This window comes from Pseudomonas sp. GW821-FHT07G06 (assembly GCF_058986625.1).
The window spans coordinates 1-22,255 of record NZ_JBYSVW010000005.1; the positions used below are offsets into that span (position 1 = coordinate 1).

The following is a 22,255-nucleotide window of genomic DNA, read 5'->3' on the forward strand; positions in this document are numbered from 1 at the left end:
AGCTCAGCTGGGAGAGCGTCTGCCTTACAAGCAGAATGTCGGCGGTTCGATCCCGTCATCACCCACCATTCGTTTCAAGCGTTTCGCGCAGCGGTAGTTCAGTCGGTTAGAATACCGGCCTGTCACGCCGGGGGTCGCGGGTTCGAGTCCCGTCCGCTGCGCCATATTCGGTAACCTGGAACACTGAACGCCAGGTCACCACAGAAAGCCCGCCTTGTGCGGGCTTTTTGCTGTCTGGCATTTGTCCAGTCCTCAAAGCGATCCCGGGATCGCTTTTTTTGTGTCTGCCCGGTTATTGCTCGGCGTTGCGGCTGTGCCGGTAGTCGCTGACAGCTTCATAGACGGCCTTGCGCAGGCGATTGATGCCGCCGATGGGGCGGTGTGCCTCGATACCGAACCAGGGATTGAATGACTGGTTGTCGCATTGCAGGTTCAGTGCCGGTGTATCGAAGTCCTGCGCCGGCACCCTGATCTGCGCCACCGTCTCGAAGGGCGCATCGCTTTCGCGCCATTCAATGCTGGTGTCTTCAATCGGCATGTACTTGTTGGCGTCCTGTCGCTGGATTTGCAAGACGAAACACGCGGGTACCCGGTCGGTCGACAACTGTTGATTCAGCGCATTGCGCAGGAAGTTCGGCAACTTGCGGTTTTGCTCCGGCAGGTTGTAGGCCGGGCAACTGCCCGGATCGGGCATGACCCGGAACTTCGCATTGGCCTCACCGAATTTGTAGGGTGAAACCGAAAAGTACGTCGTCCGGGTTGGGCTCGATGGCGCAGGGGACAATGTCGCCAGGGCAATGAACAGGTGGCGAACCTGCCACGAACGCGGATCCCACCCCGGAAAGAACGCCATCATCTTTTTACCCTCGGCCTGGGCAGCGACGTTCTGACGGTATTCGGCCACGTTACTTACAAAGAAGTTCGGATGGCTGAACATCACAAAGTCCTGTTCGCTTCGCCCCGGCTGATCGCTCAATAGTTGTTTGCCCGCAACATCGAACAGCTTGATCGCCATGCCCCGGGCATCGCGGATGCTGTCGAACTGCGGGTAGGCATTGCCATTGGACAGGCGCATCGTCGCTTGCCAGGTTTTGCCCGGCTCGCTGAACACGCCCTGGCGCAATTCGCTGGTCAGTTCCGGCAACACCTGGACTTCGGCTTTGACGCAGCCGTGGGCCTTGGCGTGGGCATCGCGCAGGTAGCGGGTGCTTTCACGGTGCTGATCGACGATGCGCACGGCGGTCTGGATGATCTCCCGGGTCATCGCGGCTTCATCGTCCGCAATCGACTCCTGCGCCGAGACCGGTCCGCGCTGCTGCCAGGCAAACCAGGCGGTGGCCAGTGCCCAGCCAAGCACGCCGAGAACCAGCAGCCACAGCACCAGCTTGCCGAGGAAGGCGCCCAGGCGCAGCCAGAGTGTAATCAGCATGAGAGCGTCCTTTTGGCTGAGGCTGTGGTCATGGCAATTGCGCTTCCAGCGGGCCGCCCAGCACTTTCAGATATTCCAGCAGTGCCCAACGCTCCTGCGGCTGCAGCCAGCGGCCGATCACGCCATTGCCGAGTTTGCCGGCACGGAATTCATGACCACTGTTGTGGTTTCCGGTGATTCGCGTGTCGAACAGAAAACCATTGGTAAAGGCTTCGGTGCGGTAACCCAGGTGTCCCGGGTCATATTCGAAAGTGCCTTTGTAGAACGTGGTTGCACGCTCATCCTGAGGCGACAGCAATTGATAAATGCTCGGTACCGAACCGTTGTGCAGAAACGGCGCTGTCGCCCATACACCCGCCAACGGCCGGGCCTTGTACGAACGTAGTTCGCGCACACCGATTGGCAGGCCGAAGCCGTCCATTTCCGGGCGCTCGGCGGGGGTGACATTGGCGTCCTGATAGGCGCGGTCGCGGACAAATGCAGTGACATAGGCCAGCCCCGTGGCCACGGACATCTTGCTCAGGTCCAGTGGTTCGTCGGGTTTTGGCTCTACATCAAGTTTTTCCAGTTCTACCTGCTTCCATTGCAGCGCCGTCAGGTCGAAGCGATGGTCGGCGATGTTGTTGGCCGCGCCCGGGTCTGTACCGATGACATCCACCGGGAGCATTTTCAAGTGCTGAACGTATCGTCCCTCGCCCTGGGTGGTTCGCGGTACATGACAGCCCGCGCAGTTTTCCGCGAACAGGGTGCGCCCCTTGGCGGCCAGCGGCTTGTCGATCGCACCCAGCAGGTCTTCCGGCCAGGCCGGCGGCGAGAGTCGTTGCAGGGTTTCTTCGATCAGGTGCAGGTCGCGCACACGGACACTGGAGGGATAGCGGGCATCGCCCATCAGTGGCTGGCCGTTCTGGTCGAAGAAGCTCAGCGTGGCACCAACGCCCAACGCCTCGCCGATGTTGCGGGCCATCGGTTGTTTCGCCGAGCCGTTCCACTGCACCCATTCGAACGTCCACATGTCCCACAACTGCGGATAATCGACCGGAGCATTGGCCACGCGGTAGTTGTCGGGGGAAATTGCGTCACCGAAGCTGGCGTTGGCAATGCGCCCGAAGGCATCGGTGCGGCCCGGGCCTTCCTCGGTTGGATAGAGCCCGCGATGGGTATCGTTCCAGGCCACTTTGAGGAATGTATCGAGTGAAGTCTTGAATTCTTTGCGCAGTTGTTTGTGTCGCGTCTCGTAGTCCTGGCCCAGTACGTTGCGTGCGAAACGTTCGAATTTCCACGGGTTGTAGTAGGTCGAGACCAGGCTGGCGACCAGCGCTTGTCCGAAGCTGCCCCCTTTGAGCGTAGGAACGCTGGACGGCAGGACATGCTGCGCCGAACCGCCGTCGATACGCACGGCTTGCCCCTTGAATCGCAGTTCGCCGGTGTGGCAGGCCGCACAGGTGATGTCCAGAAACACATCCGGGCTGCCGGCATTCTGATGCCGGGTAAAGCCAGCGGGGAGGTTACCGGGGTTGTTCGGTGACGGTTTCTGGCCGGGGTCTACCAGAAAGCCGAAGCGCGCGAGGTACTCAGGGGTAGCAAAGCGTTGCTGCGAGAAGGGCAGTTCGAGGGCGGTGAACCAGTCATAGCGCAAGCCTTTGACCTGGGTGCCCTGGGGGGTAAAGTAATAAGCCTCTCGGTCGACGGCGCTCCATTGCTCCAGGTAATGCACCTGTTGAGCAGGTGACCAGGCCGGCAGTTTCGGGTTGGCGACGTAATAAAGAATCACGGCCAGGGCCAGCCCGAGCAGGACTGCGATGAGAACCAGCAAGCGTAGGAAGAGGCGCAAGATAAACATCCTTGTCGAATTATCATGCTGTTATGCCCGAGTGCCCAAGGTGCGGCAAGAGGCCATTACGCCAGATTGCAGGTTCAGGAATCAGCCTCTGTCGGAACAAGATGAAAGAAGCTTCATCATCCGAATTGTGAAAAGCGTTTAAACACCTGAACTTATCAATTGTTTCCGGCTCTCATGCCGGTAGCCATTGGTCGTGGCGGCCTGATAAGCTCGCGGCTTTACTCGATTGCCCTTTAGGCGCATGAACAAGGAAATAGCATGAAACAGCATCGGTTGGCGGCGGCGGTGGCCCTGGTTGGCCTGGTACTCGCGGGTTGTGATTCGCAGACCAGCGTAGAGCTGAAAACTCCGGCGCAAAAAGCTTCCTATGGCATTGGCCTGAACATGGGCAAGAGCCTGGCTCAGGAAGGCATGGATGACCTGGATTCCAAAGCTGTAGCCCAGGGCATCGAAGACGCCGTCGGCAAGAAAGAGCAGAAGCTCAAGGACGAAGAACTGGTTGAAGCGTTCGCCGCACTGCAAAAACGTGCCGAAGAACGCATGGCCAAGATGAGCGAAGAGTCGGCCGCTGCCGGCAAGAAATTCCTCGAGGAAAACGGCAAGAAAGCCGGCGTGACGACCACCGCTTCGGGCTTGCAGTACGAAGTCGTGCAGAAAGCCGATGGCCCTCAGCCAAAGCCGACTGATGTAGTGACCGTTCACTACACCGGCAAGCTGACCAACGGCACCGTATTCGACAGCTCCGTCGAGCGCGGCAGCCCGATCGATCTGCCGGTCAGCGGTGTGATCCCGGGTTGGGTCGAAGGCCTGCAACTGATGCACGTTGGCGAGAAGTACAAGCTGTACATCCCTGCTGACCTGGCTTACGGCGCTCAAAGCCCGAGCCCGGCGATTCCAGCCAACTCGGTGCTGGTATTCGACCTGGAACTGCTGGCCATCAAGGACCCGGCAAAAGAAGACGCCGCTGCCAAGTAACCAGCGCCTGCTTCGACAACAACGCCTCGCTCATGCGGGGCGTTGTTGCATCTGGCGTTCGGCAGGGGTAAACAAAACGAACAGACGCTCTAGGCCGGAGTCTTAGGCATAGTAGTGTAGGCGGTAGACGCACAAGGCCGCCAAGTCAATGAAATTATGGGTTTTTTTTGATGAGTAAAAAACGCCCGATCTGAACGCAGGCCTTGTAAGACGGGGCTTGCAGCGATGAAAAGCAGCTCTGTTCACAAGGTTATCCACAATTTGTGTGGATAACATTTCAACGGGAGGAATGATGAAAGCACCCTGGAATTTCGCTCGTTTCCTGCCACTGGCCGGACGTCTGCTGGCACGCGGTCGATTGCCGACCCTGTTGTTCGCGGTCGCCAGTAAAGGCGCAAGCCAGGGCAATCGACTGGGCAAGATCAAGGACGACCTGAAGCTGTTGCAGGCACTCTGCCTGGCCTACTGGCGTGGCGAGTATCGAGCCATCAGCCCCAAGGCGCTGCTTTCGGTTGTCGCGGGCCTGATGTATTTCCTCAGCCCGGTGGATGCGATCCCGGATTTCATTCCGCTGTTCGGCATGTTCGATGACATCGCAGTCCTGGCGTGGTTGATGAAAGTACTCGACGACGAGCTCAATGCCTTCCGCGCCTGGCGCAAACGGCAGGTCCCGGAGAAGCTCGCGGTGGTTGAGCGCCTGCCCGATACCCCCGAGCAACTTCAACTGCAAGGCCCGAAAAAACGCTGAGTCGATTTCGACGAGTTCATAGATTGATGCCCCCCGCGACCTTGGCCGCTGTTAGGATTACACTTCTAGGGAAAAGTGCCGACTCGCTAAGTGTTGTTGTCCTACGGGGTAGTGATGGATATTCAGATAATTACACGCGAAGGCGAGCCCGAGTATGCGGTTCTGCCATGGGCTCAATATCAGGCGTTATTGAAAGCAGCGGGCATCAAGGAGCAAGCGTCGCCTCAAGCCACGAAGTCTCAGGCGGCGACACCAGACGCGATTCTTCCGGGTCTGGATCAACTACGCAGTTTGCGCGAGGGGAAGGGCATCGCCATCGAGGCGCTGGCCCGCACGGTAGGCATCAGCCCGTCTTACCTGGCCATGATCGAAAGTGGCGAGCGTCTGCCCGACGCCGCGATTCGTCGCAGCCTGGCTTGGGAATTGACGGTGCCAGGGTGGAGGGATGAATCGTGAGTGTACGCATCAGTCGTCAACACTGGGACGGATTGCTGGGCGAACTGGATCAGGCGCGACGCCAGCGCCATCTGTTGACGTATCGGGCATTGCTGGAGCGTTTGCAGCTGCCGACTCCGGCCATGCAGACCCTGACGGCAGCCCTTGAGCATCTGGCGGCTCTGGACGCCAAGGCGGAGCAGCCCTTGCGCAGTTCGCTGGTGATCAGCCAGGGCGCCAGCCGTTTGCCGCGCACCGGATTCTTTGAGTGTGTCGAACGTCTCGGGCGGTTTTCCGGGCCGTCGGACGGCGTTGCCGCCGCGTCCTGGCACGCTTCGGAAGTGGTGCGGGTGTTCGAGTACGAATACCCGGAATCGGCCGAGGCCTGAATGTTTTTGCAACTCAAGGCGCGAGCCGGGTACTGGCTCGCGCGTCGGTTGTTTCACTGGTCGTGGTTTGTTCGCCAGCCGCAGGGCTGGCGCTGGCTCGAAGGCCAGTTTGCACGCATGGCCAACCTGGGCGACGTCGGCGCCCAGAGCTTCTATGGGCACATCCTGACGTTTCGCGGTGTCGGCCTCGGTGCTCGTGAGGAGGGCGTGCGTTTGTTGCGCTTGGCGGCGTTGGCGGGCGATGGCAAGGCGGCGTATCAAGTGGGCGTGATCTGTTTGGCCGGGACGGCGAGCAAGGCTCCGGATCCGCTTGAGGCGGCGCGGTTTTGGGAGATTGCGGCGAAGGCCGGGCATCCGTTGGCGTCGATCAAGTTGCAAGAGTTGGCGTCTCGCGAGTCTGGCCTATAACCCTGGGCCTGTCTGCAAGGCGGTCTGTCTTTTGTTGACTGTGTACATATCCGTTTCTTCGGTAACGGCGGCTTATGGTTTCGCCCTTACGGCGAGTCCCTTTTGTCAAACGACACAAAAGGAACCAAAAAGTCTCGCCCCTTACGTACGGCCCCTCGCTGAGGCTCGGGGTACCTTCGCTGCGGTATTCATCCGGGGGCATTGCCCTCCGGTCGGCTTCGCTTCGACCTACATGCAATGAGTTCGACTGCGTCGAACGGCGCTGCGCGCCCATCCCCGGATGAACACCTCCGCTCAGCCTGCCGAGGGGGCGGGTAGATCAAGAGCTGCAGGCGAGCTAACGCTCGGCCTGTTGAGTGGTGAAGAGCGCTTGTTTACGCAGATCTGCTTTTGCTCTTCTGTGGGAGCGAGCCTGCTCGCGAAAGCGTCCTGTCAATCACCGTTGCCCCATCAGGCAAGCACCTTCTCGTTCCTGCACAACCAGGCTATCAATCACATGCACGCTATAGCCCTGCACATTCTTCGCATGGTGCTTGGCTTGTGACGCCATTTCCGCCAGCTGGCTCGCATCGAGTTGTCCACAGGCCTGTGGATGAAGATGCACCACGCCGATCGACAGCGACAACAGCGCAAACTCCTGCCGCACGCCCTGGCGATTCGGTGCGATGAAGCAGCCGGCCTCCAGGTGCTCGCTGCGGTAGAAGCGTCGGCATTGGCTCTGGAAGTCGTCGAGCAACTGGTTCAAACGTTTGCGCCAGTCTTCCGGGCCGAGCACCAGCAGGAAATCATCACCGCCGATGTGGCCGACGAAGTCGCGGGACGGGTCGATGCGGTCGTTCAGGCATTGCGCCAGGCACAGCAGGACTTCGTCGCCGCGGCCATAGCCGTAGATGTCGTTGAAAGGTTTGAAGCTGTCGATGTCCACGTAGCAGATCACCGATTCCCGTTGCTGTTGCAGCAACCGCGTCAGGCATTGCTGGATCGGCACGTTGCCCGGGAGCAACGTCAGCGGGTTGGCGTAGCGGGCTTGCTGGATCTTCAGTTCGGTAATCAGTTTGAGCACGTCTATCACGCGGCCCAGCCCGAGATAGCCGCCATTGAGGGTGATGATGAAATCTTCTTCGATGCGCTGGCGGGCACGGCCTGTGATCAGGCGGCTGACTTGTTGCAGCGACTGACTCAGCTCGACGGCGAGGAAGTCATCGTTCATCAGGCGGCTGATGGGTTTGCGGGCGAACAGATCGGTGGCAAAGGGCTTGAGCAGGGCATCGGAGAGCGAATGCCGATGGACGATACCGCAAGGCTGACCCTGTGCATCCAGGACCGCCAGCGAGTTCAGGTTGGCCTGGCGGCGAAAGGCTTCGAGCACCGTGGCGGTCGGGGTGTCCCGGTTTACGGCGGGTTGCTCGTTGAGCAGTGCGCTGAGGTCGCTGCCGTCTTCGCTCAATACAACACTGGTGCTGTCCTGGCGGGGCATCATTGCCCGGGCATCCCGTGGCGCGTGTTCCTGGGGGCGGCAGAGCAGATAGCCCTGGACCAGATCCACGCCCATCTCGGTCAGTACCGTGAGTTCTTCCGGTAACTCGATACCTTCGGCAATGACTTGCGCCCGCGAGGCCTTGGCGATTTGCAGGATCGAGCCGACGAACTCGCGCTTGAGCGCATCCTGATGAATGCCATCAATGAAATGCCGGTCGATTTTCACGTAGTCCGGCCGCAGTTCAGACCACAAGCGCAAACTTGAATAACCCGCCCCCAGATCATCCAGCGCAATCGAAAATCCCATCGCCCGATAGTGATGCAGGGCAGTTTGCAACAGCTGGAAGTCATCCGTCGGCGTCTGTTCCGTGAGTTCGATGACCACCTGACTCGGCGGAATGCCGAAATCCTGCAGCAATTGCAGGGTGCGTCCCGGTTGATGGGCCGCTTCGAGCAGGGATTCCGGGGATACGTTGAGGAACAACAGGCCGGGCAGTTGTTGTTCATTGAAACGTCGGCAAGCGCTTTCGCGGCAGGCAATTTCCAGCTCGCTCAAACGACCGGCCTGACGGGCGACGGCGAACAGGGCGACAGGGGAGTGCAGAGGGCTGTTGGACGGGCCGCGACTGAGGGCTTCGTAGCCGAGAATGCGCCGCTCAGAGAGGCTGATGATCGGTTGGAACAAACTGTGCAAACCGCCTTGAGTCAGGACCGAGCTCAATGCACTCAGCTGTTCGGTTGTGGTCATGGCGATCTCTGGCGATAAAAAAAGGACTGGCGTGGTCCCTTTCGACAAGGAGCACGCCAGTCCCGTATTTCACGACAGAATGATGACTGTTTGATGACGCCCTGGAGGGCGTTAGCATTAAATTGCCATCAGCTGTTTGTTAACATTCAGTGCTTCGCCACTGCCGTGTTGAGTTTCAGGTAGTCCAGCAGAATCCGCCCGGTTTCACTCAGGTAGGCATCGTCTTCCGGTTTGGTCTTGTCGTCCTCGGCCGCGATGGCATCTTCGTCTTCTTTCTTCAGCTCTTTGAGCGGTTCTTCGCCCTTGGCCTTGCGACGGATGTTTTCCATGGTCAGCTGTTTGGCTTCGATGTCGGCGTGCTGGGCACGACGCTCGGCCTCATTGAGGCTGACGGTTTTTTCGGCCATCAGTTTCTGCGCCAGGGCCAGCTTGTCGCGGATGAACACGAACTCCGCATCCTTGGCCGTACGCATGTCATGCTCGGACTTGAGCTGCGAAATGTACGGCTTGAACGGATCCAGCGCCGGCTTGATCGCCGCCTTGATGGTGTCCCACGGCATGGCTTCGGGCAGGGCGCTTTCGCCGATTTCCTTGGTGTCGATGATCGACGGGTAATCGATGTCCGGCAAGACGCCCTGATGCTGGGTACTCTGTCCGGAAACCCGGTAGAACTTGGCCAGGGTCAGTTTCAGTTCGCCATGGTTGAGTGGCTGGATGGTCTGCACGGTACCTTTGCCGAAGGTCTGGCCGCCGATGATCAGTGCGCGGTGGTAGTCCTGCATGGCGCCGGCAAAAATCTCCGAAGCCGAGGCGGACAGGCGGTTGACCAGCAACGCCATCGGGCCTTTGTAGAACGCGCCCGGGTTTTCATCTTCCAGCACGTCAACACGGCCATCGGCGTTACGCACGAGTACGGTCGGGCCTTTGTCGATGAACAGGCTGGTCAGCTCGGTGGCTTCCTGCAAGGAGCCGCCGCCGTTGTTGCGCAGGTCGATGACCACGCCGTCGACTTTCTCTTTCTGCAGTTCGGTCAGCAGTTTCTTGACGTCGCGGGTGGTGCTCTTGTAATCCGGGTCGCCGGCACGGAAGGCCTTGAAGTCCAGATAGAACGCCGGGATCTCGATGACACCGAGCTTGTAGTCCTTGCCGTCCTGCTTCAGGTTCAAGACCGATTTCTTCACGGCCTGGTCTTCGAGCTTCACCGCTTCACGGGTGATCGGCACGATCTTGGTGGTCTGGTCGTTCGGCGCATTGCTGGCCGGGATCACTTCCAGGCGTACCACGGTGCCTTTCGGACCACGGATCAGCTTGACCACTTCATCCAGGCGCCAGCCCACCACGTCGACCATTTCCTTGTTGCCCTGGGCAACGCCGATGATCTTGTCGGCCGGTGCAACCTGCTTGGTCTTGTCCGCCGGACCTGCCGGCACCAGGCGCACGACTTTCACCTGGTCGTTATCGCTCTGCAACACGGCGCCGATGCCCTCGAGGGACAGGCTCATGTTGATGTCGAAGTTCTCCGCGTTATCCGGCGACAGATAGTTGGTGTGCGGGTCGTAGGACATGGCGAAGGTATTGATGTACGCCTGGAAGATGTCTTCCGCGCGGGTCTGGTCCAGGCGCGCCAACTGGTTCTTGTAGCGCTTGGTCAGGGTTTCCTGGATCTGCTTGGAATCCTTGCCGGCGATCTTCTGGCGCAGGACCTCGTCCTTGACGCGTTTGCGCCACAGGTCGTCGAGTTCCGCGGTGGATTTGAGCCATGGGGCGTCCTTGCGGTCGATCAGCAAGGTTTCCTTGGTGGTGAAGTCGATCTTGTCGACGCCCTTGTTCAGTTCGGCAAGGGCAAAGTCCAGACGCGCCTTCACGCGGTCCAGGTAGCGCTTGTAGATGGTGAACCCGGCGTTCAGGTCGCCGCTCTTGAGGAAGTCGTCGAACTGCGTCTTCCACTTGTCGAATTCGGCAATGTCGCTGGCCATGAAATAGCTGCGCGATGGATCCAGCAGCTTGAGGTAGCTGTCGTAGATGATCACCGAGCGCGCGTCATCGAGTGGCGGCTTGCTGTAGTGGTGGCGTTTGAGCAATTCCACCACGTTCAGACTGGCGATCACTTCGTCACGATCGGGCTGAAGCTTGTCCCAGCTATTGGCTGCGAATGTATTGCTCGACATCGGCAGCAAGCCGATACCGATGAATAAGGCGAGGGCAGTGCTGGGGAACAGATGCTTCATGCTGATTCGACGCGGGGACAATTGATAACGCATATTAGGCCGTCTTTGAAGTCGCCGGCTCTTTGGGAGCCGGTCGCATAATGCAAAAAGCCCGGCGCTATAGCTTCGGGCTCAGTCCAGACTCACTATGGAGGCACTGTGAAAGCATTGCAAGGCGTTGACGGTCAAGTGGTATGGGTTGATGAACCCGGTCCTGCATGCGATGTAGGGCAAGTTCGTATTCGAGTGGCGGCAGCGGGCCTCAATCGTGCCGATTTGTTGCAGAAAGCCGGTCTTTATCCGCCACCGCCAGGGGCCAGCCAGGTGCTCGGTCTAGAGTGCTCGGGGGTCATCAGCGAGGTTGGCGCCGGCTCCTCCTGGCAGGTGGGCGATCGGGTTTGCGCCTTGCTGGCCGGGGGCGGGATGGCCGAAGAGGTGGTTGTCGACGGGCGGCATGTGCTGCCGGTTCCCGACGGAATGTCACTGGTCGAAGCGGCGGCATTGCCTGAAGTTTATGCAACAGTCTGGCTGAATTTGTTTCAACTGGCTGCGCTCAAGCCGGGACAGAAAGTTTTGCTGCACGCCGGAGCAAGTGGCATTGGTTCAGCGGCCATTCAGCTGTGCAAGGCCTTCGGTAACCCGTGCTGGGTCAGCGTCGGCTCTGCCGAGCGACTGGCGTACTGCGAAGCGCTGGGTGCCCAGGGCGGCGTGGTGCGTAACGGTGATCTGGAGAGCTTGCGGGATCTGGGGCCGTTCGACGTGATTCTCGACCCGGTGGGTGGCAGTTACGCGGCATTGAACTTGAAGTTGCTGGCTCAGGATGGTCGCTGGGTGTTGATCGGTCTGATGGGCGGGCGCGAGGCCAAGCTGGATCTGGCCCAGGTGCTGGCCAAGCGCGTGCAGTTGCTGGGCTCGACCCTGCGCAGCCGGGATGATCAGTTCAAGGCAGATCTGTTCAGCGATCTGGGCCTGCACGTGTGGCCATTGTTCGCCGAGGGGCGCTTGAGTGCGCAACTTGCCAGGACCTTTGCGATCAAGGATGCCGAAGCAGCGTTTGCAGAACTGGCGAGTAATAACGTGGCGGGGAAGGTGGTGTTGGTGATTGACGAGAGCCTGAACTGACAACGAGAAACCTGTGGGAGCGAGCTTGCTCGCGATTAGCGGAGTGTCAGTTGATATTAATGCAACTGACTCGCCGCCATCGCGAGCAAGCTCGCTCCCACAGGGGGCCGGATTATTTCCAGAGGTGGATGGGCCACCCGGCCTTTTCGGCCTGCTCGCGCAACACCGGATCCGGGTTGACCACGTGGGGGAAATCCACCTTCAGCAACAGCGGCAGGTCATTGCGCGAGTCGGAATAGAAACTCGCGCCTTCGAGGTTTTCCTCTTCCGCATCCAGCCACTCCAGCAAGCGGGTGATCTTGCCTTCGCGGTAGGTCAGGGTGCCCACGGTATGACCGGTGTAAACGCCCTGAGCCACTTCCAGCTCGATGCCCAGAATCTCGTCGATCCCCAGGCGTTCGGCGATGGGGCCGACCAGGTGGGTGCCCGAGGCCGAGATCACCAGAATCCGGTCGCCGGCCTTGCGATGCGCTGCGATGGCCTTGGTGGCGTCACTGAATATGATCGGCTCGATGTAGTCTTCCACCCAGGGGCCAACCAGATGCTCGACCTCTTGTGGCGTGCGGCCGATCATCGGCTCCAGGCTGAAGGTCATGAAGTCTTCCATGCGCAATTTGCCGTGGCTGTAGGCGTCCATCAGCTCGTTGTTCTGTCGCATGAACGACTCGGGGTCGACCCAGCCCAGGCGACCCATCTGCTCGCTCCAAAGGGTGGCGCAGTCGCCGTGGATCAGGGTTTCGTCCAGATCAAAAATTGCCAGGGCCATCGGGTTCTCTCTGAGAACAGTTGCAAGCTGCAAGCTGCAAGCTGCAAGCTGCAAGAATTAGATTTAGGTGGTCAGCAGTCTACAACTTGAAGCTTGCAGCTTGAAACTTGCAGCTGCCTTCAAGCTACCTCACACAGGGCCGTCGGATCGATGGAAAGCGCCAGGCGCTGACCATCGGGATGCAAGTCGGCCGCCGAGCGGTTCAGCACATCCACCACCAGTTCCACGCCCCGGGCTTCGACCCGGTAGCGGATTACATTGCCCAACAGGCTGTGGCTGCGCACCTGCGCGTCCAGTTCACCGTTGAGGCTCAGTTCGATGGCTTCCGGGCGAATGGCGATGCGCTTGTTGATCGGCCGCTGCAGCAGCTTCGAGGCGCTGTCGGCGTCGAGCAGGTTGTAGTTGCCGATGAAACCGGCAGCGAACACATCCACGGGCGCAGTGTAGAGGGTTTCGGCGTCGCCGCTTTGTACGATTTTTCCCTGATTCATCAGGAAAATCCGGTCAGACATGGTCAGGGCTTCTTCCTGGTCGTGTGTGACGAAAATCGTGGTCAGGCCCAGTTCGCGCTGGATCTGACGGATCTGTTCGCGCAGGTGCTTGCGAATGCGCGCATCCAGCGCCGACAGCGGTTCGTCCAGCAGCAACAGGCGTGGCCGGGTCACCAGTGAGCGGGCGAGGGCGACGCGCTGGCATTGGCCACCGGACAGCTGATGGGGATAGCGTGCGGCGAAGTCCTGCAACTCCACCAGTTTCAGTACTTCGGCGACGCGTTTCTGGCTGTCATCGGCATTGACCTTTTGCATGCGCAGACCAAAGGCGACGTTTTGCTCCACGGTCATGTTGGGGAACAGCGCATAGCTCTGGAACACCATGCCGATCCCGCGTTTTTGAGGGCTCACCGGCACGATATCGGCACCATCGAGCAGGATTTTGCCGCCATCCACCGAAGTCAGGCCGGCGATGCAGCGCAGCAGGGTGGATTTGCCGCAACCGGACGGGCCGAGCAGGGTGACGAACTCACCTTTCTGGATTTCGCAATTGATGTCGCTGAACACCGTGGTGCCGGCGAAGCTTTTCTGAAGATGTTGGACGCTGACATAGCTCATTCGCTTTTGTCCCTGTTCAAGATATTGGCAATCCAGGTCAGAACCAGCACAAAGAAGAAGTAGGAAATCACCAGCGCACTGGTGAAATGACCGCTGCTGTTGCGCATGTTGTTGAGGTAGACCTGCAGGGTTTCGTAGCGGGTGCCGACGAGGATGTTGGCGAACACGAACTCACCGAACAGGAACGAGAACGACAGCAGCAGCGCCACCATCAGGCCCTTGCGCAGGTTTGGCAGCACCACCAGGATGGCGGCTTGCCAGGTGCTGGCGCCGAGCAACTGGGCGGCGTCCATCAGGTCGCGCAGGTTGATCGCTTGCAGGTTGTTGGTGATCGCCCGGTACATGAACGGCAGCGCCACGGTGAAGTAGCAACCGATCAGGATCCAGGGTGTACCGACCATGGCGAACGGTCCGGAACCATAGAGTTGCAGCAGCCCCACCGACGACACCACCGGTGGCACGGCGAAGGGCAGCAGGATCAGGATGTTCATCAGCGCATCGAGTTTCGGGAAGTGGTAATGCACCACGAACAGCAACGGCAGGATCAGCACCACGGAAAGAATCAGTGAACCGACGCAGACCAGCAGCGATTGCCCGAACGCATGCAGGAAGCGCGGATCGCTCCACAGCTGGATGTACCACTTGAGGGTGAAACCGCTGGGCAGAATGGTTGCCGACCAACTGCTGGCGATCGAGTAGACCAGCGTGCCGGCCAGCGGCAACAGCAGGATGGCAAACAACAGGTAAACCACGACGCGGTGGTAGACACCGACGGGCCCCAGTTCAGCGCGAGACATGGTAGCTCCTCTTCAACAGCAACTGATGCACAATGGTCACCAGGGTCATCAAGGCCACCAGCACCACGGCCAGGGCGCTGGCCAGGTTCGGGTCCAGGGAAATGTCACCGGACACCATCGCCGCGATACGGATCGGCAGCACGTTGAAGTTGCCGGTGGTCAGGGCGTACACCGTGGCGTAGGCGCCGAGGGCGTTGGCCAGCAGGATCACGAAGGTGCCCAGCAGTGCCGGCGTCAACACCGGCAATCCGATGTGTCGCCAGTACTGCCAACCGTCGGCGCCGAGTAGCGCGGCGGACTCACGCCAGTCTTCGCGCAGCGCATCGAAGGCCGGGTACAGCAGCAGCACGCCGAGGGGAATCTGGAAGTAGGTGTAGAGAATGATCAGCCCGGTTTTCGAATACAGGTTGAAATCCTGAATGATCCCGGCCTGCTTGAGCATGATGGTGAAGCTGCCGTTGAAGCCGAGCAAAATGATGAACGCGAAGGCCAGGGGCACGCCGGCAAAGTTGCTGGTCATGTTGGCGAAGGCGTTGACGAAGTTGCGCAGTTTCGAATCGACCCGGCGCAGGGAGTAGGCGCCCAGTATCGCGATGATGATCCCGAACACGCTGGACCAGAAGCTGATCTCAAGGCTGTACTGGATCGCTTGCAGGTAAAACTTCGAACTGAAGATTTTGCTGAAGTTGGCCAGGCCCCAGCCGAATTCTTCCGATTGCAGGCTGTTGATCATCACCCAGGTCAGCGGTGCGATCTCGAACACGATGAAGAACAGTGCGAACGGGACCAGGCATAAGGCTGCCAGCCATTTACTGCGGGTCATGGCATTCACTTGAGCAGCTCCCGGCAGACCGGTTTGTCGTGGGGCGCGCCCAGCAACTCGCAGACGGTGCCGCAGATCTCGGTCTGTTTCGGCGCTGCGCCGGCGTCGAAGCTGAATGCGTCACCGAGAACGAACAACGGCACCTCGCGTTCTTCCGGCAGCAGGCCGTTGTGGGAGCGGTCGTTGTTCATGCCGTGGTCGGCGGTGACCAGCACCTGATAACCGGCATCGAGCCAGCCTTGCAGGTAGTCGGCCAGGATGATGTCGGCCGAGCGTGCGCTGTTGCGGTACTGCGGGGTGTCGAGGCCGTGCTTGTGCCCGGCGTCGTCGATGTTCATCGGGTGGATCAGCAGGAAGTGCGGCGCATGGCGCTGGCGCAGGCTTTCGGCGTCGGCGAACAGGTGCGAATCGGGGTAGTGGTCGTTCCAGTAGAAATGCCCATGCTGGATCGGCAGTTGCGGGTCATCGGTGTGACGGTCCCGTGCCGCCACGAAGGGCGAACGGTTGTACAGCTCGCTGACCCAGTGATAGGCAGCCGCCGCGGTGACAAGACCTGCGTCGGTGGCGTAGTGATAGATGCTGCGCTGGTTGGACAGGCGCGAAACGTTGTTGTGGACGATACCGCTGTCGATGGGCGCAACGCCGGTCAGGATGCATTCGTACAGCGGGCGGGACAGGGCCGGCAACTCGCACTCCAGTTTGTAGAGTGCCGCACGTCCTGCACCGACGTACGCCTGCAGGTGCCCCATGGCGTGACGGGCGACCTCGTAGTTGAGGCCGTCGAGCACCACAAGGATGACGTTGTGCTTCATAGGGGCGATGACTCCAGAATCAAAACTGAACGGTGTAGGAGCTGCCGCAGGCTGCGATCTTTTGATCTCGAAAAAGCACAATCAAACGATCGCAGCCTGCGGCAGCTCCTACGGATGCAGCATTACTGCATATTGATAATGACTTCTTCCTGCCACTTCTGAGGAAGGGCCTTGGAGGTCTTTTCCCACGCATCCGCGTCTTTGATCGGCGTCACTTTCTTGTACTGCTCGTTAGGCAGCAGCTTGGCCTTCACGTCGGCCGGCAGTGTGATGTGCTCGGCACGGATCGGACGGGCGTTGCCCTTGGCCAGGTTGATCTGGCCGGCGTCGCTGAAGATGTATTCGCGGGTCAGCTTGGCGGCGTTCGGGTTTTTCGCGTACTTGTTGATGATGGTGGTGTAACCGGAAATCACCGAGCCGTCGGACGGAATCAGCACCACGTAGTCATCCGGGTTGGCCATCTTGGCCTTGTAGCTCAGGCCGTTGAAGTCCCAGACCACGCCGACTTCGATTTCGCCTTTTTCCATGGTGGCAATCGTCGGGTTGGACATCGACAGGCGACCTTGCTTGGCGATGTCGGCGAACAGCAGCAGGGCAGGCTGCAGGTTTTTCTCGTCGCCACCGTTGGCCAGTGCCGCGGCCAGTACGCCGTTGGCTGCCTGGGCCGCTGTGCTCACGTCACCGATGGACACCTTGTATTTGCCGCTCTTGAGGTCAGCCCATTTGGTCGGGGCTTCGGAGCCGTGCAGCAACTTCTTGTTGACGATGAAAGCGATGGTGCCGGTGTAGGCCAATGCCCAGTTGCCGTCCTTGTCCTTGGCCCAGGCTGGCACCTGATCCCAGGTGGAAGGCTTGTAAGGCTGGACCACGCCCTGCTTGACCGCGATCGGGCCGAAGGCTGCACCGACGTCGCCGATGTCGGCGCTGGCGTTGTCTTTTTCCGCGGCGAACTTGGCGATCTCCTGGGCCGAGCTCATGTCGGTGTCGATGTGCTTGAGGCCGTATTTGTCGCTCAGGTCTTTCCAGGTGCCGGCCCAGTTGGCCCAGTCATCGGGCATGCCGACGCTGTTGACGGCGCCTTCCGCTTTCGCAGCGGCTTCCAGGGTTTTCAAATCATCGGCCGCCATGGCGGCGGTGCACATTGCGATGGTCGAGCCTAACAGTGATGCCAGGAAAAGCTTTTTCATTCCGAAGCTCCTTGGGTCGTGTTCAACGCTGCGATTGCGGTTTGTGTTGGTCTAGGTCAGCAATACCTGAGCCAATTTAAGGGGGCTGGATGACACTTTGATGTCGCTCGTCGCCCTGGAGGACTTTTTGTTCAGCGGTATCGCGACTGGCCTGATAAGCGTAGACCATGGTCAACGCCCCGGCTGGCAAGGGACTTGGCCGATGAATTGCAGGTTTTTGAGTTCGCGGAATGGCGACCGTTGGGCAGCTTTGTCACATCTTGGTCATCTACGCTGCCTACGCTTGCAGACTATTGAATGAGCCGGTTTGCGCGGCGGTTCTGCCCTGAATTGGTGCTGGTCTAGTCCAGATAGGAAACATTGATGCGTGACGAGGCAACAAAAGCGGTAACAGCCATCGGCCAGGTGCTTCAGGAGCAGATCGACCACGGCCTGTTGGCTCCGGGCAGCAAATTGCCGGCCGAGCGCAAGCTCAGTGAGTTGTTCGGCACCACGCGGATCACTTTGCGTGAGGCGTTGTTGCAGTTGGAGTCGCAGGGGCAGATTTATCGCGAGGAGCGTCGCGGCTGGTTCGTCTCACCGCCACGCCTGGCGTACAACCTGATGCAGCGCAGCCACTTTCACGCGATGGTCAGTGCCCAGGGGCGGGTACCTTCCACCGAGGTGATTTCGGCACGATTGCAACCGGCGTCGGCGGCCGTTTGTGCCTGGCTGCAATTGCCGGCGCTGTCGAGCGTGATCCAGATATGTCGCTCTCGGCGGATCGACGGGCGGCTGGTGCTGTATGTGGAGCACTATCTGAACCCGCAATACTTTCCGGGAATCCTCGATTTCGATTTGAATCAGTCGATCACCGAGTTGTATGCGCGGCATTACGATCTGCACTATGGGCGGGTGCGCTTCGAGATTGTGCCCACGGCGTTGTCGGTGGATGCGGCAGCTCCTACAAGGGTTGCTCCGGGGAGCCGGTGGCGGCGGTGACCTGAATGCTCATCCGCGGTGTCGCCAGGTCCAGTCCGGCTTCATCCATGTGCCGCTTGAGTGACAGGTTGAACGCTCGCGACACTTCCCATTGCTTGATCGGCGCGGTCTTGAAGCGGGCGCGCAGGATCGCGTTGCCCGACTCGAAACTTTCCACTCCCTGGAACTCCAGCGGCGACCAGATGTTGCGTCGCTGCAACGGATCGGTGCGCATTTTCTGGCCGACTTCGCGCATCAGTTTGATGGCGTTGTCGATGTCCATGTTGGCCGGCACCGCGACCCGGAAGATCGCGTAGCCGAATTCCCGGGAGTAGTTCTTGATGCTTTTGATTTCACTGAACGGAATAGTGTGGACGATGCCGTCGATGTCCCGCAGGCGCACGGTGCGGATGGTCAGGCCTTCGACCGTGCCGAGGTGGCCGCCGACATCCACGTAGTCGTCGATGGCCAGGGAGTCTTCGATGATGATGAACAGCCCGGTAATCAGGTCGGCTACCAGCGATTGCGCACCAAAGCCGATGGCCAGACCGATCACACCGGCACCGGCCAGCAGGGGCGTGACGTTCATGCCCATGTTCGCCAGGGCAACGATCAGCGCGACGATGAAAATGGCCACGAACAGCACGTTGCGAATCAGCGGCATCATCGTCTGCGCGCGGGCATTGGCCAGGCCTTTGCGCGAGCGGGTCAGTGCGTGGTGCACGGCAGTGTCGCTGAGAATCCAGATCAACCAGGCGAACAGCAGTGTGCCAGCGAGGCTGAACAGCTTGACGCTGACTTCGTGGCCGTCGCCTTCTGTAAAGCGGATCAACGACATGCCCCAGACCCGCAGACCGAGCTCGATAAAGGCCAGCCACACCAACAGGTGGAGGATGGTGTAGAAGAAGTTTTTCAGTCGCTCCGAATACACGGCGTAACGCCGGATGCCGCGCTGGGGCTTGAGGGCGTGGCGGCGTACCAGGCCGTTGATGACCATGCACAACACCAGCAACACGGTGCAGATCAGCGACTGGCGCAGGGCCGTGCTGGTGTCGCCGGCGGAAATGAACGTCGCGAACAGGGAAATGGCCACCAGCACCAGCGCCGGCACGTACCAGAAGGTGCCGAGAATCGACAGGGTGTCGTTGAGGGCGCGGCGGGTCAGGCGTCGGGACAGCGGCTGGTTGCGGATCAGGTGGGCGATCGGGCGGCGGAAACGCAAGATGAACCGGGCCGTGGACAAGGCTGCCAGGACGTTGGCAATCGTGGCCGCCGTATGGGCCAGATGGCTGCCGAGGCTGTCGACCAGTTTTGGGTCGCTCAGCGCTTCGCCAAACGCGGCGAAGCTGCCGATCAGCCACAGCGGTCGAAACGCCTGGTGCCGCAGAATGTACAAGGCGCGGTGGCGGTGTGGGCCGTCGAGCAGGGAAAAGGCAATCACGCAGATGGCCGAGAAGCAGGTGCCGACGACCAACGCATAGGCCAGCACCATGGCCAGGCTTTTGCCCAGGGACGAGGGCAGGGCATAGCTCATGTAGATCGTGATCACCAGGGCGATCAGCCATGGCCCGAGCTTGCGCAAGGCAAAGCGCAACATGTCCAGGGCGCGGGGGTGTTGCGGCAGTTCTTCAGTCAGGCCGAAACGCATGCGCACGCGGTGGCTGATCCAGATCAGCGCGGCGGCCAGCAGGCTCCAAACCATCAGGATCATGGCGAACGCAAAGAGCATCGGCAGCCATTCATTGGCCGGAAGCGCCAGCGCCATCAACTCTTCCTGGGCCTGGTCGAACTCGCTGGACCAGCGTGTGAGCGGACTGTCGTCGCCGGAAAATTTCTTTTCGATCGTGGCCAGGGTTCCGCCAATCAAGCCCAGCACACCTTCTTCGGTAGTCGGCTGGGCCTGTTTGGTGGTGTCACGCAGCCTTTTCAGATCGGCCAGCAGCTTGGAGCGTTGCTGATCGTTTTCCAGTGACTTGATCACTTCGTCCAGGGACTGCCCCAGCGGTTCCTGCGCTTCGGGCTGCGCCTTGGCCTGGCCGCCGAGCAAGCTCGGCAGGCCGGCCGCCTGGGCAGGAGCCACTGGCAGCAGCATCAGGCAGACAAGGAAAAAATACGGAAGGGCAAAAAGACGAGCGAACACTAGGCGGTCAACCTCGCAGGGAGCGGATCGACCGAGTGTACGAGCCCGTCAAAATCAATGCGAGCCAAGGGCGATGAATTATTCGTTGAGTTTGGCGAGGATCTTGATCACCACGGTCGCGAGGATGGTCAGCATGCCGATCCACATGGCGAACACACCGGCATTTTTGTCGCGAAAGTTGAAGCCAACGGCCAGCAGGAGCATCCCGGCAAGAATCGGGATCAGCATGGCGTGAAAGGTGGACATCGAAATCATGGAGACAGCCTTGTCGAAGGGATACTTGAAGTCTAGGCCGCTTTTGAAGCGGCCGAATTGATGTGCGTGTGTAGGAGCTGCTGCAGGCTGCGATCTTTTGATCTTGTTTTTAAAAAAGCAAAATCAAAAGATCGCAGCCTGCGGCAGCTCCTACAGGGTTTACGGCAACTCGCGGCAGGCGTAGAACGCACTCAGTACCTTGACCAGGTGCGCCAGGTCGTGGCTGCCGCACAGTTCGCGGATCGAGTGCATGGCGAACGTCGGCAGGCCGATGTCCACGGTGCGCACGCCCAGGTGACTGGCGGTGATCGGGCCGATGGTCGAGCCGCAGCCCATGTCGCTGCGCACCACGAAGCTTTGCACCGGCACTTCTTCAGCCATGCACAGATGACGGAAGAACCCGGCAGTTTCGCTGTTGGTGGCGTAGCGCTGGTTGCTGTTGACCTTGATCACCGGGCCGGCGTTGAGTTTCGGGCCGTGGTTGGCATCGTGCTTGTCGGCGTAGTTCGGATGCACGCCGTGGGCGTTATCAGCCGAAACCAGCAGGGATTTCTGAATGGTGCGTACGAATTCATCACCTTCAGGCAGCAGGCGACGCAGGGTTTGCTCGAGCATCGGGCCGTCGGCACCGCAGGCCGAGCAGGAACCGACTTCTTCGTGGTCGTTGCAGACCAGCACGCAGGTTTCGTCGGTGTCGGCCGTCAGCAGCGCTTGCAAGCCGGCGTAGCACGACAGCAGGTTGTCCAGGCGCGCACCGGCGATGAAGTCGCCATGCAGGCCAATGACCGCAGCGCTTTGGGTGTCGTAGAAACTCAGCTCGTAATCGAGCACCACGTCGGCATTCAGACCGTGTTCGCGGGCCAGTTGGTCGGTGAGCACTGCGCGGAAGTCCACACGCTCGTCGCCGGCAAATTGCGCGAGGATCGGCGGCAGTTCGGTCTGGGCGTTGATGGCCCAGCCCATGTTGGCTTCTCGGTTGAGGTGAATCGCCAGGTTCGGAATGATCGCGACCGGGGCCTTGAAGTCGATCAACTGGCTCTCGACCTTGCCATCACGCCGGAAGGTCACACGGCCGGCCAGGGACAGGTCGCGGTCGAACCACGGTGCCAGCAGTGCGCCGCCATAGACTTCGACACCCAACTGCCAGAAACCCTGGCGTTGCAGTTCCGGTTGCGGCTTGACGCGCAGACACGGACTGTCGGTGTGGGCGCCGACCAGGCGAATACCGCCGTGCAGCGGCGAATGGCGGCCCATTTTGATCGCGACAATCGAAGAGTCATTGCGGGTGACGTAATAGCGACCGTTGGATTCGGTATTCCACGGCTCGCGCTCGTCGAGGCGTTGATAGCCCGCCGCTTCCAGGCGCTGAACAAGGCTGGCGGTGGCATGGAACGGGGTAGGGGAGGCCTTGAGGAAATCGATCAGGCCTTGGTTCAACTCTTCGCGCATAAAGTAGCTCCAGACAGCAGTGGCGCCAGTTTAACGTATTGGTCAGGGAATTGGCGGTGGTGTGCGGGTGGAGTGGCGCGCCCCCTGTAGGAGCGAGCTTGCTCGCGATGGTCGTCAACGATAACGCGGGAAGTCTGGCGCCCCGCGGCGTTCTTGGGATCATCGCGAGCAAGCTCG

19 protein-coding genes, 1 tRNA gene and 1 pseudogene are annotated in these 22,255 nt (G+C 60.0%); 8 read left to right on the forward strand and 13 right to left on the reverse strand.

The features are described from left to right. The first annotated feature begins 87 nt into the window (after nucleotides 1-87). Nucleotides 88-164: transfer RNA gene (locus AC3WJW_RS11135), tRNA-Asp, on the forward strand. 128 nt (nucleotides 165-292) lie between these two features. Here AC3WJW_RS11135 and AC3WJW_RS11140 read toward each other — a convergent pair. Both AC3WJW_RS11140 and AC3WJW_RS11145 read right to left on the reverse strand, forming a co-directional pair. Beyond that, complete coding sequence (locus AC3WJW_RS11140; protein WP_493726025.1) at nucleotides 293-1,429, reverse strand: catalase family protein; 1,137 nt, start codon at nucleotides 1,427-1,429, stop codon at nucleotides 293-295. Between the two features lie 28 nt (nucleotides 1,430-1,457). After that, nucleotides 1,458-3,260, reverse strand: a complete 1,803-nt coding sequence (locus AC3WJW_RS11145; RefSeq protein ID WP_493726026.1) for a di-heme-cytochrome C peroxidase — start codon at nucleotides 3,258-3,260, stop codon at nucleotides 1,458-1,460. A 267-nt stretch (nucleotides 3,261-3,527) separates the two neighbouring features. Between AC3WJW_RS11145 and bamJ the strand changes: the two genes are divergently transcribed. The 5 genes from bamJ to AC3WJW_RS11170 all read left to right on the forward strand — a co-directional run bounded on the left by bamJ (nucleotide 3,528) and on the right by AC3WJW_RS11170 (nucleotide 6,224). Then, nucleotides 3,528-4,244, forward strand: a complete 717-nt coding sequence (gene bamJ / locus AC3WJW_RS11150) for a BamJ family beta-barrel-assembly machinery protein (RefSeq protein ID WP_102699340.1) — start codon at nucleotides 3,528-3,530, stop codon at nucleotides 4,242-4,244. Nucleotides 4,245-4,536: 292 nt separating this feature from the next. Next, complete coding sequence (locus AC3WJW_RS11155; RefSeq protein ID WP_102699339.1) at nucleotides 4,537-4,992, forward strand: YkvA family protein; 456 nt, start codon at nucleotides 4,537-4,539, stop codon at nucleotides 4,990-4,992. Nucleotides 4,993-5,106: 114 nt separating this feature from the next. Beyond that, complete coding sequence (locus AC3WJW_RS11160; protein WP_116582350.1) at nucleotides 5,107-5,448, forward strand: helix-turn-helix domain-containing protein; 342 nt, start codon at nucleotides 5,107-5,109, stop codon at nucleotides 5,446-5,448. Continuing rightward, a complete protein-coding gene (locus tag AC3WJW_RS11165; protein ID WP_003223109.1) occupies nucleotides 5,445-5,816 on the forward strand; it encodes a hypothetical protein in 372 nt (123 codons plus the stop codon). The genes AC3WJW_RS11160 and AC3WJW_RS11165 overlap by 4 nt, the downstream gene beginning before the upstream one ends. After that, nucleotides 5,817-6,224, forward strand: coding sequence for an SEL1-like repeat protein (locus AC3WJW_RS11170; protein WP_493726027.1), 408 nt, complete (start codon nucleotides 5,817-5,819; stop codon nucleotides 6,222-6,224). 436 nt (nucleotides 6,225-6,660) lie between these two features. Here AC3WJW_RS11170 and AC3WJW_RS11175 read toward each other — a convergent pair whose 3' ends face one another. Both AC3WJW_RS11175 and AC3WJW_RS11180 read right to left on the reverse strand, forming a co-directional pair. Continuing rightward, the gene (locus AC3WJW_RS11175; protein WP_493726028.1) at nucleotides 6,661-8,451 is read right to left on the reverse strand and encodes a bifunctional diguanylate cyclase/phosphodiesterase; all 1,791 of its coding nucleotides are present in this window, start codon (nucleotides 8,449-8,451) and stop codon (nucleotides 6,661-6,663) included. 146 nt (nucleotides 8,452-8,597) lie between these two features. Beyond that, nucleotides 8,598-10,679 (reverse strand): carboxy terminal-processing peptidase, encoded by a 2,082-nt coding sequence (locus AC3WJW_RS11180; protein WP_493726029.1) that lies wholly within the window; start codon nucleotides 10,677-10,679, stop codon nucleotides 8,598-8,600. Nucleotides 10,680-10,817: 138 nt separating this feature from the next. On the opposite strand from AC3WJW_RS11180, the gene AC3WJW_RS11185 reads away from it, so the two are divergent. Then, nucleotides 10,818-11,780 (forward strand): zinc-binding dehydrogenase, encoded by a 963-nt coding sequence (locus tag AC3WJW_RS11185; protein ID WP_007974970.1) that lies wholly within the window; start codon nucleotides 10,818-10,820, stop codon nucleotides 11,778-11,780. Nucleotides 11,781-11,892: 112 nt separating this feature from the next. Here AC3WJW_RS11185 and AC3WJW_RS11190 read toward each other — a convergent pair whose 3' ends face one another. The 6 genes from AC3WJW_RS11190 to AC3WJW_RS11215 form a co-directional block, all read right to left on the reverse strand. Continuing rightward, on the reverse strand, nucleotides 11,893-12,546 hold the full coding sequence (locus AC3WJW_RS11190; protein ID WP_104449826.1) for an HAD family hydrolase: 654 nt from the start codon (nucleotides 12,544-12,546) through the stop codon (nucleotides 11,893-11,895). A gap of 119 nt (nucleotides 12,547-12,665) precedes the next feature. Continuing rightward, nucleotides 12,666-13,655 carry an ABC transporter ATP-binding protein gene (locus AC3WJW_RS11195; RefSeq protein ID WP_095964001.1) on the reverse strand — a complete coding sequence of 330 codons (990 nt, stop codon included), beginning with the start codon at nucleotides 13,653-13,655 and terminating at the stop codon, nucleotides 12,666-12,668. Next, nucleotides 13,652-14,452 (reverse strand): ABC transporter permease, encoded by an 801-nt coding sequence (locus tag AC3WJW_RS11200; protein WP_493726030.1) that lies wholly within the window; start codon nucleotides 14,450-14,452, stop codon nucleotides 13,652-13,654. Before AC3WJW_RS11200 ends, AC3WJW_RS11195 begins: the two co-directional genes overlap by 4 nt. Continuing rightward, a complete protein-coding gene (locus AC3WJW_RS11205) occupies nucleotides 14,439-15,275 on the reverse strand; it encodes an ABC transporter permease (protein ID WP_165824810.1) in 837 nt (278 codons plus the stop codon). Before AC3WJW_RS11205 ends, AC3WJW_RS11200 begins: the two co-directional genes overlap by 14 nt. A gap of 5 nt (nucleotides 15,276-15,280) precedes the next feature. Next, a complete protein-coding gene (locus AC3WJW_RS11210) occupies nucleotides 15,281-16,087 on the reverse strand; it encodes an alkaline phosphatase family protein (RefSeq protein WP_493726031.1) in 807 nt (268 codons plus the stop codon). A gap of 122 nt (nucleotides 16,088-16,209) precedes the next feature. After that, the gene (locus AC3WJW_RS11215) at nucleotides 16,210-17,274 is read right to left on the reverse strand and encodes an ABC transporter substrate-binding protein (protein ID WP_007974957.1); all 1,065 of its coding nucleotides are present in this window, start codon (nucleotides 17,272-17,274) and stop codon (nucleotides 16,210-16,212) included. A 363-nt stretch (nucleotides 17,275-17,637) separates the two neighbouring features. Here AC3WJW_RS11215 and AC3WJW_RS11220 point away from each other — a divergent pair. After that, a pseudogene (locus tag AC3WJW_RS11220) lies at nucleotides 17,638-18,240 on the forward strand (UTRA domain-containing protein); the annotation flags it as partial. On the opposite strand, the gene AC3WJW_RS11225 reads toward AC3WJW_RS11220, so the two are convergent. The 3 genes from AC3WJW_RS11225 to AC3WJW_RS11235 all read right to left on the reverse strand — a co-directional run bounded on the left by AC3WJW_RS11225 (nucleotide 18,218) and on the right by AC3WJW_RS11235 (nucleotide 22,078). Then, nucleotides 18,218-20,326: a mechanosensitive ion channel family protein gene (locus AC3WJW_RS11225; protein WP_493726032.1), complete on the reverse strand. Its 2,109-nt coding sequence runs from the start codon at nucleotides 20,324-20,326 to the stop codon at nucleotides 18,218-18,220. The pseudogene AC3WJW_RS11220 and the gene AC3WJW_RS11225 overlap by 23 nt on opposite strands. A 126-nt stretch (nucleotides 20,327-20,452) precedes the next feature. Then, nucleotides 20,453-20,629 carry a hypothetical protein gene (locus AC3WJW_RS11230; RefSeq protein ID WP_008048365.1) on the reverse strand — a complete coding sequence of 59 codons (177 nt, stop codon included), beginning with the start codon at nucleotides 20,627-20,629 and terminating at the stop codon, nucleotides 20,453-20,455. 159 nt (nucleotides 20,630-20,788) lie between these two features. Then, a complete protein-coding gene (locus AC3WJW_RS11235; RefSeq protein WP_493726033.1) occupies nucleotides 20,789-22,078 on the reverse strand; it encodes a M18 family aminopeptidase in 1,290 nt (429 codons plus the stop codon). Nucleotides 22,079-22,255 lie beyond the last annotated feature (177 nt).